Below are 16,117 nucleotides of genomic sequence, written 5' to 3'. Positions count from 1 at the left end.
CGGGTGAAGCGCCGCAATTCCGGCCTTTCGCAAGTTAACCGGGGTTCGCCCGGCCGGACCCGGCCAGTGAAGGCTCACCACACATTTATTCGGACCGGGGGATGCCGGGCAAAAGGGCCCTCGGCAGACTGAGGCGGTGGGCACCGGGAGAACGGACTCGATCATGAGACGGATCCAGATCGGTACGTTGGTCGCGCTGGCCGGCCTGCTGGGGTCGTGCACGTCGTCGCCGAAGTCCGAGAGCGACCCACCGAATCCGTCGGTGCACCTGGTGACCCCCGCTCCCGGGGTGGTGACCTTCTACCTCGCGCTGCCCGCCAAGTCCGCCGAACTCACCGGCGCCGCGACCAGGGCCGCCAGCCCCGGCGCCGGGTACCGCCGCTTCGTTGCGCTCGCCGAGGCCGGGCAGCGGTTCGGTGCCACCGATGAGGACATCAGCCGGGTCCAAACTGCGGTGACGGGTCTCGGGCTCGGCTTCGCCGTCGACCCGACCCGGCTGTTCGCCCGGCTGACCGGCACACCGGCGCAATGGCAGCAGGCGCTCGGCGCGCCGCTCGAACAGCAGCCGGGTTCGGCGAAGAACCCGTTCGACGCCTACGCGCTGCCCGACCGGGTCCCGGAGGCGTTGCAGCCGGCCGGGACGACCCTGCTGGTCGGCGAGGCCGACGTCTACGACCCGGGCAGCGACGGGTCGCGCCCGGCCTCGGCCAACACTCCGGACGCGGCGACGGCGGGCCAGCGGGCGTGGCCGCTGAACGTCGGCACCCCGATCACGGCCCAGTGCGACGACCCGCTGCTGACGCAGAAGCGGGTCTACACGCCCGCCCAGATCCACACCGCGTACGGTGTGGACAAGCTGCGGGCTCAGGTGAGCGGCGCCCCGGTGGTGACGGTGATCGACCTGGGCGGCGGCTGGTCCAGCCAGGACATGACCCTTGCCGCCGAATGCTGGGGATACTCCGCGCCGCAGGTGGTGCAGTCGCAGGGCGACGGCGTGCCGTCGCCGATCACCAACGTCGACCCGGAGACCTCACTGGACCTGCAGACGGTCGCGGCCGCCGTGCCGGGCGCGCAGCTGCGCCTGGTCCAGACGACGAACGCGGACGGGTCCTTCCTGGACGCCTTCAGCCGGGCGATCGCCGACCCGAACGGGCTGCCCGATGTGCTCACCGTCTCCTACGGCGGGTGCGCGATCGCCGAGGAACAGGCCGAACCGGACTACGTCAAGACGGTCGACGCGGTGCTGGCGATGGCCGCGCTGGCCGGGGTGTCGACGCTGGTCGCCGCCGGGGACTCCGGGTCCACCACCTGCGGGGCGGCGGTGAAGGCGCCGACCATGTCGTACCCGGCGGTGTCGCCGTTCGTCACCGCGGTCGGCGGCACCCGGCTGACGCTGGGCGACGGCAACGCGCGGACCGGGGAGGTGGTCTGGAACGACAGTGTGTACGGCGAGCAGGCCGCCGGCGGTGGCGGCAGCAGCAAGACCCAGGCCCGGCCGTGGTACCAGGCAAAGGCCGGCAGCACGTCGGCTCGTACCGTGCCCGATGTCGCTGCGCTGGCGGACATGAGCCCGGGTTGGCCGGTGGTGATCAGCGGCAGTCTGCAGACCGTGGGCGGCACCAGCGGAGCGACCCCGTTCACCGCGGCCGCGCTGGCCTTGGTCAGCGCGAGCGAACGTGCCGCCGGCCGCCCGGCTGTCGGGCTGGCCAACGGCTGGTTCTATGCGGTGCACGGCACGAGCGGCACGTTCTTCGACGTCACGCAGGGCAACAACGACCTGCGGTCGGTCGGCTGCTGCACGGCCGGCCCGGGCTACGACCTGGCCAGCGGGCTCGGCGTACCCCTGTGGGAGACCCTGCCGGCGACGCTGCCGGCGCCCGGCTGATCAGCCGGTGATCTCGGCGATCGCCGCCCCCGCCTGGACGGTGTCGCCCACGGCCACGGCGATGCCGGCGACGACGCCGTCACGGTGCGCGTGCAGCGGCTGTTCCATCTTCATGGCCTCCAGGACCGCGATCAGCTCGCCGCTCGCGACGCTCTGACCCTTCTCGACGGCGATCTTGACGATGGTGCCCTGCATCGGCGCGATCACCGCGTCGCCGGAGGGCGCCGCGCTGCGGCTTCGTCCGTTGGCGCGGCGCGGCGGCGCTTTCGGGGCGGTGTCTCGGCGGGACAGCATGCCGGCCGGCAGCACCACCTCATGACGTCGGCCGTCGATCTCCACCGTGAAGGCCTGGCATCCGGCGCTTTCGGGCGCCTCGCCGACAGCTGCCGCGTACGGTGCGATCTGGTTGTCCCATTCGGTTTCGATCCACCGGGTGTGCACGGCGAACGGCCGGTGCGGGTCCGCCGGGGCGAACGCCTCGTCGTCGACGACGGCGCGGTGGAACGGGACCACGGTGGGGATGCCGTCGACGACCAGTTCGGCCAGTGCCCGGCGGGCCCGTTGCAGGGCTTCGGCGCGGTCGCGGCCGGTGACGACCAGTTTGGCGAGCATCGAGTCGAAGTTGCCGCCAACCACGTCACCGGGCTCGACGCCGGAGTCCAGCCGCACACCGGGGCCCGACGGGGCACGCAAGGCGGTGACGACGCCCGGCGCCGGCAGGAAGCCGCGGCCGGGGTCCTCGCCGTTGATCCGGAACTCGATTGAGTGCCGCCGCGGGGCGGGGTCGTCGTAGCCGAGCGGCTCACCGGCGGCGATCCGGAACTGTTCGCGCACGAGGTCGATGTCGGTGACCTCCTCGGTCACCGGGTGCTCGACCTGCAGCCGGGTGTTGACCTCCAGGAACGAGATGGTGTCGTCCTGCCCGACGAGGAACTCGCAGGTCCCGGCGCCGTGGTAGCGCGCCTCGCGCAGGATCGCCTTGGACGCGCGGACCAGTTCGGCGTTCTGCTCGGCGCTCAAAAACGGCGCGGGCGCCTCCTCGACGAGTTTCTGGTGGCGGCGCTGCAGGGAGCAGTCGCGGGTGGAGACCACGACGACGTTGCCGTGCGTGTCGGCCAGGCACTGGGTTTCGACGTGGCGGGGCCGGTCCAGGTAGCGCTCGACGAAGCATTCGCCGCGGCCGAACGCGGCCACCGCCTCGCGGGTCGCGGACTCGAACAGCTCGGGGATCTCCTCCAGGGTGCGGGCCACCTTCAGGCCGCGCCCGCCGCCACCGAAGGCAGCCTTGATGGCGACCGGCAGGCCGTGCGAGCGGGCGAACGCGACCACCTCGTCGGCGTCGGCAACCGGGTCGGGCGTGCCGGGCACCAGCGGGGCGTCGGCGCGGGCGGCGATGTGCCGGGCCTTGACCTTGTCGCCGAGCGCGTCGATCGCCTCGGGCGACGGGCCGATCCAGGTCAGACCGGCGTCGATGACGGCCTGGGCGAAGGAGGCGTTCTCGGCGAGGAACCCGTACCCGGGGTGCACCGCGTCGGCGCCGCTGCGGCGGGCGATGTTCAGCAGTTTGTCCTGCGCCAGGTAGGAGTCGGCGGCGGTGGCGCCGCCGAGCGCGTACGCCTCGTCGGAACTCTTGACGTGCAGCGCGTCACGGTCGGGGTCGGCGTACACGGCCACCGAGGCGATGCCGGCGTCGCAGCAGGCGCGGGCGATGCGCACGGCGATCTCGCCGCGGTTGGCGATCAGCACTTTGGTCAGCAACGCTGGCTCCTTCACAGGGGGATGTTGCCGTGCTTCTTCGGCGGCAGGCTCTCGCGTTTGGTGCGCAGCATCCGCAGCCCGCGGATGATCTGGGCGCGGGTCTCCGAGGGCCGGATGACCGCGTCGACGTAGCCGCGTTCGGCGGCGATGTACGGGTTGGCGAAGGTGTCCTCGTACTCCTGCACGCGCTGCGCCCGCTGGTCCGCGGGTTCTGCGCGGTAGAGGATGTTGACCGCGCCCTGCGCGCCCATCACCGCGATCTGCGCGGTGGGCCAGGCGAAGTTGAGGTCCGCGCCGATGTGCTTGGACCCCATCACGTCATACGCCCCGCCGTAGGCCTTGCGGGTGATCACGGTGATCTTGGGGACGGTGGCCTCGGCGTAGGCGTAGATCAGCTTGGCGCCGCGCCGGATGATGCCGTCCCATTCCTGCGACGTGCCCGGCAGGAAGCCCGGCACATCCACGAAGGTCAAGATCGGGACATTGAAGGCGTCACAGGTACGCACGAAGCGCGCCGCCTTCTCACTGGCGGCGATGTCCAGGGTGCCGGCGAACTGCATCGGCTGGTTGGCCACCACCCCGACCGGCCGGCCCTCGACGCGTCCGAACCCGACCACGATGTTCTGCGCGTAGAGCGGCTGCACCTCGAGGAAGTCCTCGACGACGGTCTCCACGACGTCCTTGATGTCGTACGGCTGGTTCGCCGAGTCCGGGATCAGCGAGTCGAGCCGCCGGTCGGCGTCCGTGACGTCGGCCTCGGCCGGCATGTCGAACACGACCGGTTCCTCGGCGTTGTTGGACGGCAGGAACGACAGCAGCACCCGCACGTAGTCGATCGCGTCCTCCTCGTCTTCGGCGAGGTAGTGCGCGTTGCCGCTGCGGGTGTTGTGGGTGCGCGCCCCGCCCAGCTCCTCCATCCCGACCTCTTCGCCGGTGACGGTTTTGATCACGTCGGGGCCGGTGATGAACATGTGGGAGGTCTGGTCGACCATGACGGTGAAGTCGGTGATGGCGGGGGAGTAGACGGCGCCGCCGGCGCAGGGGCCCATGATCAGGGAGATCTGGGGGATGACGCCGCTGGCGCGCACGTTGCGGAAGAAGATGTCGGCGTACAGGCCGAGGGCGACGACGCCTTCCTGGATGCGGGCGCCGCCGGAGTCGTTGATCCCGATGATCGGGCAGCCGATCTTCATGGCCAGGTCGAGGACTTTGACGATCTTTTCGCCGAAGACTTCGCCGAGTGAGCCGCCGAAGACGGTGAAGTCCTGGGAGAAGACGCAGACCTGGCGGCCGTCGACGGTGCCGTAGCCGGTGACCACGCCGTCGCCGTAGGGCCGGTTGCGGCCCAGGCCGAAGGCGGTGGAGCGGTGCCGGGCGAGTTCGTCGAGTTCCACGAAGGAGCCCTTGTCGAGCAGCAGCTCGATGCGTTCACGGGCGGTCTTCTTGCCGCGGGCGTGCTGCTTCTCGACGGCCCGGGCGGAACCGGCGTGCACCGCTTCGTCGGTGCGGCGGGTCAGGTCGGCGAGCTTTCCGGCGGTGGTGTGGATGTCATCGGCGGAAGTGATCGTCATCGCTCGCACGCTAGCGGCACTCAGTGCCATCAGGCAAGCACCTCGTGCCATTCAAGTGGCACTGGATGCCACCTGTGTTATGGTCCGGCGATGGACGCACCCTCCACCGTCGAGCCGGTTCGCGAACGGCTGGCCACCGCCGCGTTCGCGCTGTTCGCGGAGAAGGGGTACGAGAACACCACGATCGACGAGATCGCGGCCGCCGCCGGCGTCGCCCGGCGCACCTTCTTCCGCCAGTTCCGGTCGAAGGAAGACGTGATCTTCCCGGACCACGAGCCGGTGATCGAGCGCGTCCGGTGGTACCTGGAGTCCTCCGGGTCCGCCGAGCCGGTCTTCGCCGTGGCCGAGGCCACCCGGCTGATCTTCGCAGCGTTCATGACCAGCCCGGAGCGCACGCTGGCCCGCTACCGGCTCACCCGCGTCGTCGGGCCGCTGCGCGATCGCGAGATCGCCAGCGTCGCCCGCTACGAGCGCACACTCAGCGACTACCTGCGCGGCCGGCTGCCGGACACCTCGGAAGCCGCGCTCGCCGCCCACGTCGCGGCCGCCTCGTTCGCGGCCGCCCACAACCAGGTCCTGCGCGAGTGGCTGCGGGCGGGCGGGACCAGGGACGCCCATCCCGCGCTCGACGCCGCGCTGGCCACAGTTTCGGCAGTCATGACGCCGCTGATCGCCGGCGTCGCCCACGACAGGAGGTCATAGCACGGTGAACATCGTCGTACTGGTGAAGCAGGTACCCGACTCCGGTGCCGAGCGCACCCTGGCCGCTGATTTCTCGGTGGATCGGGCGTCGTCGAGCAATGTCATCAACGAGATGGACGAGTACGCCATCGAGGAAGCGCTGAAGATCAAGGAAGCGCACGGTGGTGAGGTGACCGTGTTGACGGTGGGCCCGGCGGGTGCGACCGACTCGATCCGTAAGGCGCTGTCGATGGGGCCGGACAAGGCGGTCCACGTGCAGGACGACGCGCTGCACGGCTCGTGTGCGGTGGCTACCTCCAAGGTGCTCGCCGCCGCGCTCGGCACGCTCAGCGCCGACCTGATCCTGTGTGGCGCGGAGTCGACCGACGGCCGGGTGCAGGTGATTCCGCACATGCTGGCCGAGCTTCTGGGCGTGGCGGCGCTGACCGGGGCGCGCAAGCTGAGCGTGGACGGGTCGCAGCTGACCGTGGAACGGCAGACCGACGAGGGCTACGAGGTCGTCACGGCCGCCACGCCGGCGATCGTCAGCGTCTGGGACACCATCAACGAGCCGCGGTACCCGTCGTTCAAGGGGATCATGGCCGCGAAGAAGAAGCCGGTGCAGAGCCTCGCCCTCGGCGACCTGGGCGTGGCCGCCGACGAGGTCGGCTTCGCGGGTGCCACCAGCCAGGTGCTGGAGTTCTCGAAGCGGCCGCCGCGCTCCGGCGGCGCGAAGGTCACTGATGAGGGCAACGGCGGCGAGCAGCTCGTCGCGTACCTCGCCACCGAGAAGTTCGTCTGAGCCGGAAGGATTGAAAGGACATGGCTGAGGTTCTGGTCGTCGTCGAGGCCGGCGTCAAGAAGGTCACCCTGGAGATGCTCACGATCGCCCGTGGGCTCGGCTCGGTGTCCGCGGTGGTGTTCGGCGGCGCCGACACCGCCAAGCTCGCCGAGTTCGGCGCGGAGAAGATCTACGTGGCGTCCGGTGAGGACGTCGAGGGCTACCTGGTCGCGCCGAAGGCGACCGTGGTCGCCGAGCTCGTCAAGCGGGTGCAGCCGGCGGCGGTGCTGCTCGGCTCCACGCAGGAGGGCAAGGAGATCGCCGGTCGGCTGGCGGTCAAGTTGGACAACGGGCTGTTGACCGATGCGGTCGCGGTCGAGGCGGACGGCACCGCGACGCAGGTGGTGTTCGCGGGTTCGACGATCGTGAAGTCGAAGGTCACGCGGGGTCTGCCGATCGTGACGATCCGCCCGAACTCGGTGACCCCGGCGCCGGCCGCGGCGTCGCCGGCGGTCGAGGAGCTGACGGTGGCGGTGTCGGAGGCGGACAAGCTGACCAAGGTGGTCGAGCGGGTCGCCGAGCAGAAGGGTTCGCGCCCGGAGCTGACCGAGGCGTCGATCGTGGTCTCCGGTGGCCGCGGTGTCGGTAACGCCGACAACTTCAAGCTGGTCGAGGAGCTGGCCGACCTGCTCGGCGGCGCGGTCGGCGCGTCGCGCGCGGCGGTCGACTCGGGTTACTACCCGCACCAGTTCCAGGTCGGGCAGACCGGCAAGACGGTGTCCCCGCAGCTGTACGTGGCGCTGGGCATCTCCGGCGCGATCCAGCACCGGGCCGGCATGCAGACCTCGAAGACGATCGTCGCGGTCAACAAGGACGCCGAAGCGCCGATCTTCGAACTCGCCGACTTCGGCGTGGTCGGCGACCTGTTCAAGATCGTCCCGCAGGCGGCCGACGAGATCCGCAAACGCAAATAACGCCCAGGACAGGTCGCCCTCACCCTATTCCCCCGTTACCACCTGAATGGGGTGAGGGCGACCTGTCCCCTTGTCGTGACGTCAATGCTCGACTCCGGATCTTGTAGGAAGCATGCGAGACTCTTACCGATCCTTGTGGATTTCTTGAATCCCCTGGTCAGGTCGGGGCAAGCGGAGGACAGTTGACGGCGCGGTTCGGTGTGCTGGGCAGTGTGGAGGCCTGGATCGGCGGCGATCCCGTCGACCTGGGACACGCCCGGCAGCGGTGTGTGCTGGGCGTGCTGCTGGTGGAGGCGGGCCATCCGGTCACCGTGGACCAGCTGATCGACCGGGTCTGGGGCGAGCACGCGCCGCAGCGGGCCGCCGGCGCCCTCTACAGCTACCTGTCGCGGCTGCGGCGGGCGGTGGCCGGTGCGGCCGGGGCGGGGATCCGGCGCGAGCCGGGCGGCTATCTGCTCACCGTCGACCCGCAGACAGTCGACCTGCACCGGTTCCGCTGGCTGATGACACTGGCCCGGGCCGCCGAGTCGGACCGCGTGGCCGCCGACCTGATCGAGCAGGCGCTCGCCGAGTGGCGCGGTGAACCGTTCGCCGCTCTGGACACGCCGTGGCTGAACGCGACACGGCGCACCCTGCTCGGCGAGCGGTTCGCCGCCGAACTGGACGGCAACGACGTGCTGCTGCGCCTGGGCCGGCACGGCGAACTGCTGCCCGCACTGTCCGCCGCCGTCGCCGAGCAGACCCTGGACGAGCGGCTGGCCGGGCAGCTGATGCTGGCGCTGTACCGGTGCGGCCGGCAGGCCGACGCCGACGAGCAGTACCGGCGGATCCGGCACAGTCTCGCCGAGGAACTGGGCAGCGACCCGGGCGCGGACCTGCAGCGGCTGCACGAGCAGATCCTGGCCGCCGATCCCGCCCTGGCCGGACCGCCCGCCGACACCCGCCGGCCCGGTGTGGTGGCGCCCGCTCCCGCGGTGACGGCGCCGACCCAGTTGCCGGCCGACGTGCGAGCCTTCATCGGGCGTACCGATGAAATGTCCGCGCTGGACCGCCTGCTGGCCGCGCCGGGCGACGAGCCGCCGCTGACGGTCGCGTTGCTGTCCGGCACCGCCGGGGTCGGCAAATCCGCGCTGGCGGTGCGGTGGGCGCACCGCGTGCGCGACGCGTACCCCGACGGGCAGCTGTACGTGAACCTGCGCGGCTACGACGCCGAACAGCCGGTGGCGGTCGCGGACGCGCTGGCCGGGTTCCTCACCGCGCTCGGCGTCCACGGGCCCGAGATCCCGGCGGGCACCGACGAACGCGCCGGCCGGTACCGTTCCGAGCTCACCGGCCGGCGGATGCTGGTGCTGCTGGACAACGCGTCCTCAGTCGAGCAGGTCCGGCCGCTGCTGCCCGGCACCGGCTCGTGCCTCGTCCTGATCACCAGCCGTGACTCGCTGCCCGGTCTGGTGGCCGTGGACGGCGCCGAGCGGGTCAACCTCGACCTGCTTCCGCTGCCGGACGCGGTCGCGCTGCTGCGCCAGCTGATCGGCGAGCGGGTGGACCGCGAGCCCGCCGCGGCCGCCGAACTGGCCGCGGCGTGCGCCCGGCTGCCGCTGGCCTTGCGGATCGCCGCCGAGCTGGCCGCGGAACGCACCGGCGTGCCGCTGGCCGAGCTGGTCACCGAGTTGGGCGACCACCAGGACCGCCTCGATCTGCTGGACGCGGGCGGCGACCCGCACGCCGAGGTCCGGGCGGTGTTCTCCTGGTCGTACCAGAACCTGCCCGCTGCTGCCGCCCAGGTGTTCCGGCTGCTCGGGCTGCACCCGGGGGAGACCGCGCACGTCGACGCGGTGGCGGCGCTGACCGGCGCCCGGGTCGGTGAGGCGCGGCGGCTGCTCGGGGTGCTGGCCCGGGCCAGCCTGGTCCAGGCCGGTGCGGGCGGCCGGTACGGCATGCACGATCTGCTGCGCGCGTACGCCGCCGAACTCGCCACCGGCCACGACGCCGAGGCGGACCGGCGGGCCGCCCTGACCCGCCTGTTCGACCACTACCTGGCCCGCTCCGTCACGGCGATGCGCACGCTGTACCCGGACGGCGAACCGGCGGCCGGCGACCCGGATGTGGCCCGGGCCTGGATCGAGGCGGAACGGCCTAACCTGGCCGCGGTGTGCACGTACGGCGCCGCACACGGCTGGCACCGGCACACCATCGACCTCGCCGAGACCCTGTTCCGCTACCTCGACGCGGGCGGCCCGGTCACCGAGGCGGCGACCGTCACCGCGTCCGCGGTGTCCGCGGCCCGGGCCGTCGGCGACCGCGACGCGCAGGCGCGGGCCCTGTCCAACCTGGGACGGCTGCACCGCCGCCAGGGCCGGCTGCACGAGGCCGCCGACACCTACCGGCAGGCGCTGACCCTGTACGCGGGCCTCGAGCAGGGCGCGGCCGAAGCGCAGGTGCTGCGCAACCTGGGCAGCGTCGCCTGGCGCCTCGGCGACTACCGGCAGGCGGCCGAGCACTACCGGCGGGCCTGGACGGTGTACCAGCAGCTCGGTGACGACGCCGGGCAGGCCGACGCGCTGGTGCGCCTCGGGCTGGTCGACGCGCGGCTCGGCGAACAGAAGCAGGCGGCCCAGCAGTTCGAGGCCGCCCTGCAGCGGTACGCCGGGCTCGGTGACCGGTTCAGTGAGGCGTACGTGCTGTCCCTGCTCGCCCGGCTGCCGGACCGCCCGGCGCCGCTCGATCGGGCCGCCGCGCACCTGGAACAGAGTCTGGCCGCGGTGCGCCGGGCCGGCGATCGGACCGCGGAGGCGTACGTGCGGCACGATCTGGCCGCGGTCCACGCCCACCTGGGCCGCCTCGCCGAGGCTGCCGGCCACCTGCGCGGCGCCCTGGTGCTGCACCGGCGCATCGGGGACCGCGCCAGTGAGGCCGAGGTGCTCAACGACCTCGGGCAGGTGTTGCGCGACGCCGGGGACGCGGCCGAGGCCCGGGCCCAGCACGAGCAGGCGCTGACGCTGGCCGAGGAGATCGGCGACCGGTACGAGCAGGCCCGCGCCCACGGCGGCCTCGCCGCGGCCTGGCAGGACACCGGCGAGCTGGCGCGGGCCCGGCCGCACCGCGACCGCGCCCGCCGCCTGTACGCCGACCTGCAGGTGCCGGAAGCGCCGCAGGCCGGTGCCGCGGCGACCGGTCAGCAGGTGGGCTCGTGCGGGAGTTCGGGGACGTAGCGGTTCCATTCCTCGGCGGTCAGCCCACGCCCGGCGACGTCGCAGGCGTAGCGGGCCGGGTCGGCGGCGAGTTCGGTCGGCGCGGTGGGATCCCACAGCGTGACACTCTTGGTGGCGCCGATGGTGCCGCCGGCCGCGAGGGTCTTCCCGTCCGGGCTGAACGCGGCGTGCAGGCTCTGCGAGTCGGCGCTCTTGAACGTCGCGAACCGCAGCGGGCTGCCGGGTTCCACGACGTCCCACAGCATGACGGAGTTGTCCAGGCTGGCGGTGGCCAGGGTGCGCCCGTCCGGGCTGAAGGCGACCGAAAGCACCATGCTGGTGTGCCCGGCCAGGGCGGCGACCTTGCGGGGCAGCGACAGGTTGGAGACGTCCCACAGCACGGTCGTCGAGTCGTCGTCGGTGCCGGCTGCCAGGGTGCGCCCGTCCGGGCTGAACGCCAGCACCTGGGCGGTGTAGCTGACCCAGCTGCTCAGCGGGATCGAGGCCAGCTGCGCCGGCGCCGAGCGGTCGGTCACGTTCCACAACGACACGTTGTAGCCTTCGCCGGCGGCCAGGGTGCGCCCGTCAGGGGCGAACGTGAGCGCCGTCAGCGTCTTGCGCAGCGTGAGCTCGGCGAGCCGGGTGGGCTGTTGCCGGTCGGCCAGGTCCCACAGGGTCGTCTTGCCGTCGCGGCGGCCGACCGCGAGGGTGCGGCCGTCCGGGCTGAACGCCACCGCGTAGACGGCCTCGCCTGCCTCGGTGATCGTGGCCAGGGGTGTGGGCTCGGCGGGACGGGTCATGTCGAGCAGCGTCACCGTCTTGTCCGAGCCGGTGACCGCCAGGGTACGGCCGTCGCGGCTCAGCGTGATCCCGGCGACCTTGGCGTTGTGCAGCGGCAGCTTGGCGCCCTGCACGGGCGCGGCCGGGTCGGACAGATCCCACGGTACGGCCGTGCCGTCCTGGCCGGCCGCGATCAGCGAGCGGCTGTCCGGCCCGTACGCCAGCCCCACCATCCTCGCCGGATACGGTCCCGGCAGCGTGGCGATCGCGTCGTGCGCGAACCGGCCCCGGGTGTACCACAGCGCCGCTGTTCCCCGGCTGTCCACGGTCGCCAGCGTCCGCCCGTCCGCGGCGAACGCCAGCGACCGGACCGGCCCGTTGGGCTGCGAGACGGTGGCCAGCAGCGTCGACAGCCACGCCCACGTGTCGTTCTCGACGGTCCACATCGTCGTCGTCCCGTGCGAGTCGGCGAGCGCCAGGGTGCGCCCGTCCGGGCTGAACCCCATCGCGCTCAGATGCGCGTCTCCGCCGGCGGCGAGCTGCGACATGCCCTGCCGCGGCTGGGCCGGGTCGGCGAGGTTCCACAGCCACACGTAGTCGCCGGCGCCCTCGACGGCCACGATCGGCAGCTTCGGGTTGAACTCGATGGCCGCGTCGACGATCGTGCCGGAGCTGAAGGCGGGCTCGAGGGTGGCCCCCTTCACCGGCTGGGCCGGGTCGGTCAGCCCCCAGACGGTGACCGCGGCGCCGCTGGTCACCCCGGTCCGCCCGTCCGGGCTGAACTTCAACGGATAGGCCGCCGGCAGCGTCGCCAGCGGGGCCGGCGTGTCACCGGAGACGTCCCACAGCACGGTGTTCTTGGCACGGTTGCTCGTCGCGACGGTCTTTCCGTCGGGGCTGAACGTCACGGTGACGATGCCGGCAGTGTCGGTCAGCGTCGCCTTGCGGACCGGGCCGGCCGGATCGGTCACGTCCCACAGCACCGCCTCCGAACGGCCGTCGACCACCGCGAGCATCCGCCCGTCCGGCGCGGCATCCAAAGTCTTCGCCGTGCTGTCGCCGGCCGGCAGCTCGGCGAGCCGGACCGGCTCGGCCGGGCTCGCCGTGTCCCACAGCGACACCGTCCCGGCGGCCCCGGCGGTGGCGACGACGTGTCCGGCCAGCGCGACCACATCGGTCGCGTCGGTGAGGGAGCCGGCGTCGTGCGTCGACATGACCAGGCGGCTGAGCTGCTCGCGGGTCGGCGCGTCGGAATGCAGCCGCTGCGCGGCCACGCCCAGCATGAGCGCCTTCTTCGGGTCGTCCGCCATCAGCGCGCGGGCCCGTCCCATCAGCCGCTGGTTGATCGAGATGCGCTGCTGCAGGCGGGCCTGCTCCGCGTCCTCGCGCTGGCGGCGGGCCTCCTCCTGCGCCTCGCGGGCGAGCTGCTCCTGCCGGGTGCGTTCCTCCTCCGCCTTGCGGGCCAGCTCGCGGTGCTCCGCGGCGAGTTGTTCCTGTTCCTGCGCCCGCGCCGTCGCCTGGTTCGCCAGCTCCTGCTGCCGGCGGGCGTTCGCCATCTCCCGCTCGGCGTTGGCTTTCTGCAGCTCGGCCTCTGCGGCGGCGTCCTGCGCTATGGCCTGCTGCTTCTCGGCGTTGGCCTTCTGCTGCTCGGCGTCGGCGGCGGCGTCTTGCGCCAGCTTCTTCTGCTGCTCGGCGTCGGCGGCGGCGTCCTGCGCCGCCTTCTTCTGCTGCTCGGCGTCGGCAGCGGCGTCTTGCGCCAGCTTTTTCTGCCGCTCGGCCTGCGCAGCGGCGTCCTTTGCCAACGCCTGCTGGCGTCTCGCGTTGGCCTGCTGGCGTTCCGCGTTGGCTTTCTGCCGTTGCGCGTCGGCCCGGTAGCGCTTGGCGTTGGCCTGCTCCCGCTTCGCCTCCGCGGCGGCGTCCTTGGCCAGCGACTGCTGGTGATCGGCGAGCTGCTGCTGGCGGCGGGCCGAGGCGGCCGCCGCCTGCGCCCGGCCCTCCTGCACCCGGGCGTTCTCCTGCTGGCGTTGCGACTCCTGCGTCGCCCGCTCGGCGGTGCTGCGCTGCTGCGACGCCTCCTGCTGCTGCAGCCGGGCCTGGGCCGCCGCGGCCGTGGCCCGGTCCGCGTTGCGGACCGCGACGACGCCGGACAGCGACGCGACCAGCGTCAACGCCACCAGCATCGCCGCCGCCGCGGCCGACAGCCGCCGCGTCCGCCGGTGCTGGCGGACGTCCTCACCCTCCAACTCGTCCTTGCTCACCCCGTGCATCGGCGCGGCGAGCTGCGCGATGGCGTCGCGGAACCGGATGTGCTGCAGGCTCAGCTGCAGATCCTGGCGGGCCCACCGTAGGTCCAGGAACAGCGGCTCCTCGGTGAACACGCCCCGCAGCGCCTGCGGCACCGCCGTCGAGTCGGCGCTGAAATCGTGGGCGACCGGGTCCCAGCGCCACTCGCCGTCGGTCACCACCGGCAGGATGCTGCCCGGCGACTTGGTCGCCAGCCAGTGCTCGATCTCCCGGTTCACCCACGGCGAGCCGGCCGCCTCCGGGGAGGCGAGCAGCACGAAGTGTTTCGAGCCGTCCAGGGCCTGCTGAATCGACGTCCACAGGCTGGGGGTCACCGCCAGCCCGGTCTGATCCCGGAAGATCCACAGTGCGCGGCGCCGGTGCCACGGCTTCGCCAATCGGTGCAGACCACGCTGGACAGCCGGGGCGAGACGGCCGTCGGCGGCATGACTGTAGGAGATGAAGCCATCGAATCGCATGGTGTTCCCGTGGTCGGCATGATCGGCGGGGGCCGATTCTCCATGTCACCGGCCGGCGGGTAAAGCGAGGGGCCGTCACCGCCGGGGTGCGGTGCGACACGCCGGCGGGTCCCGCATGGTGCGGACCCGGCCTGATGTGCTTTGATCTATGTGGGCCGGGCATCTTCCCCCGTGGATGCCCGGCCCCCTACGTCGCCTCATTGGCCGGCGGCATTCATAATTCCCCCGCCATCCGCCCGGCGATATGGTCGGCGGTATTCGCGGAAAATGCCGTCGCAAATGGCGCTCAGTCGCCATCAAGCGCATTGACGTGCATCAAATAGCTGCCTAGCGTTCAGCGCGCACCCGGCGCGCGCCACACCCTGCCCGCGCCGGCTCCTCCGCGCGAAAGGGCGTCGACCATGCTCCGGGGAGTCCGTCGCACCACACTGGCCGCCACCGCACTGCTGCTGTTGCTCGCCGTCGCCGTCGCCGTCGCCGGCCCACCGGCCACCGCGCACGATCCGGACACCCCGGAGGGCAAGGCCGAGCAGGCGGAACTGCTGCGCATCTACGAGCCCACCTGGCGCAGCGGCGAACGACTCGCCGGCGCGCCGGTGACCTGCGTCAACGGCATGGCCGACCGGTATCCGTGCAAGAACGTCGAGCTGCTCAGCTTCCTGCCGCAGTCCGCGCTGGGCGGCGGCGGCTCGTCGAGCATGTGGTACTGGAGCGACACCCGCGACAGCAGCGAGTACATCCTGTACTGCCGCTCCAACGGTGTCTCCTTCGTCAACGTCACCGACCCGGCCAACCCGCGATACCTCGGCAACCTGCCGGCCGCGAATGGTCTCAGCTCGTCCTGGTGCGACATCCGGACGTACCGCAACTACGCGTACATCGGCAAGGATTCCGTCGCGCACGGCATTCAGGTATTCGACCTCAACAAATTGCGCGGCGTCACCACCACGCAGACCTTCACCGCCGATGCCCGTTTCACCGGACTGACGAACAGCCACACCCTGTGGATCAATCAGAACACCGGTTTCCTGTACGTCTCCGGCGCGAACACCTGCCGCAAGGGCCTGACCATCTACGACATCAAGACGCCGCTGTCGCTGCGGCAGGTGGCCTGCTACGACCGTGAGGTGTATTCGCACGAGTCGGTCGTGGTGAACTACGCCGGCCCGGACACCAGGTTCACCGGCCGGGAGATCGCCTTCAACTACACCGGCCAGGGCAAACGGTTCCAGATCCTCGACGTCACCGACAAGGCCAACATCAAGGTCCTGTCCAGCGTCACCCATCCCGGCGCCAGCTTCATCCACCAGGGATTCGCCACCAGCGACTACAAACACATGATCGTCAACGACGAGACGATCAGCACCCGCGGCGGCAGCCCGGACTTCGTCTACAACATCGAACGGCTCGACGCCGCCCGGTACGTGGGCAAGGACGTCGCGGCGCGCGGCGAATTCGTCAACCACAACGGCTACACGGTCGGCAACCGGCACTTCCAGGCGTCCTACCGCGGCGGCCTGCGCATCCTCGACACCACCGCCGCCGCGTCGGCCAGGCTGCCCGAGGTCGGCTACTTCGACGTCGACCCGGCCTCCAACGCCGCCGGCTACAGCGGCAGCTGGATGGTCCTGCCGTACCTGAAGAACGGGGTGGTCGCCGTGCAGAGCATCGGCGTCGGCCTGTTCCTGGTGCGGCCCACCGGAACGGCGGCCGTGAGCTGACCACCGACACCAG

At 71.7% G+C, this 16,117-nt stretch carries 9 protein-coding genes; 6 read left to right on the top strand and 3 right to left on the bottom strand.

The annotated features are described in order from the left end of the window. Window positions 1–163 precede the first annotated feature (163 nt). Window positions 164–1,885: a S53 family peptidase gene (locus OHA21_RS16895; RefSeq protein ID WP_328474986.1), complete on the top strand. Its 1,722-nt coding sequence runs from the start codon at window positions 164–166 to the stop codon at window positions 1,883–1,885. On the opposite strand, the gene OHA21_RS16890 is transcribed toward OHA21_RS16895, so the two are convergent. Then, the gene (locus OHA21_RS16890) at window positions 1,886–3,640 is read right to left on the bottom strand and encodes an acetyl/propionyl/methylcrotonyl-CoA carboxylase subunit alpha (RefSeq protein WP_328478451.1); all 1,755 of its coding nucleotides are present in this window, start codon (window positions 3,638–3,640) and stop codon (window positions 1,886–1,888) included. A 14-nt stretch (window positions 3,641–3,654) separates the two neighbouring features. Further along, window positions 3,655–5,214 carry an acyl-CoA carboxylase subunit beta gene (locus OHA21_RS16885; protein ID WP_328474985.1) on the bottom strand — a complete coding sequence of 520 codons (1,560 nt, stop codon included), beginning with the start codon at window positions 5,212–5,214 and terminating at the stop codon, window positions 3,655–3,657. A 90-nt stretch (window positions 5,215–5,304) separates the two neighbouring features. On the opposite strand from OHA21_RS16885, the gene OHA21_RS16880 reads away from it, so the two are divergent. From OHA21_RS16880 to OHA21_RS16865, 4 genes are all read left to right on the top strand, one after another. After that, window positions 5,305–5,916: a TetR family transcriptional regulator gene (locus tag OHA21_RS16880; protein WP_328474984.1), complete on the top strand. Its 612-nt coding sequence runs from the start codon at window positions 5,305–5,307 to the stop codon at window positions 5,914–5,916. Window positions 5,917–5,920: 4 nt separating this feature from the next. Then, the gene (locus OHA21_RS16875) at window positions 5,921–6,697 is read left to right on the top strand and encodes an electron transfer flavoprotein subunit beta/FixA family protein (RefSeq protein ID WP_328474983.1); all 777 of its coding nucleotides are present in this window, start codon (window positions 5,921–5,923) and stop codon (window positions 6,695–6,697) included. Window positions 6,698–6,717: 20 nt separating this feature from the next. Then, a complete protein-coding gene (locus OHA21_RS16870; protein ID WP_328474982.1) occupies window positions 6,718–7,650 on the top strand; it encodes an electron transfer flavoprotein subunit alpha/FixB family protein in 933 nt (310 codons plus the stop codon). A 182-nt stretch (window positions 7,651–7,832) separates the two neighbouring features. After that, a complete protein-coding gene (locus OHA21_RS16865; RefSeq protein WP_328474981.1) occupies window positions 7,833–10,862 on the top strand; it encodes an AfsR/SARP family transcriptional regulator in 3,030 nt (1,009 codons plus the stop codon). Here the strand turns inward: OHA21_RS16865 and OHA21_RS16860 are convergent. Then, window positions 10,826–14,383, bottom strand: a complete 3,558-nt coding sequence (locus OHA21_RS16860) for a TIR domain-containing protein (protein WP_328474980.1) — start codon at window positions 14,381–14,383, stop codon at window positions 10,826–10,828. The genes OHA21_RS16865 and OHA21_RS16860 overlap by 37 nt on opposite strands. A gap of 401 nt (window positions 14,384–14,784) precedes the next feature. On the opposite strand from OHA21_RS16860, the gene OHA21_RS16855 reads away from it, so the two are divergent. Then, complete coding sequence (locus tag OHA21_RS16855) at window positions 14,785–16,104, top strand: choice-of-anchor B family protein (protein WP_328474979.1); 1,320 nt, start codon at window positions 14,785–14,787, stop codon at window positions 16,102–16,104. The last annotated feature ends 13 nt before the right edge of the window (window positions 16,105–16,117 follow it).

Source organism: Actinoplanes sp. NBC_00393 (assembly GCF_036053395.1).
Classification (GTDB): Bacteria; Actinomycetota; Actinomycetes; order Mycobacteriales; family Micromonosporaceae; genus Actinoplanes.
Note: the sequence above shows the minus strand (reverse complement) of the source record. Positions and strands in the feature narration are given on the sequence as shown.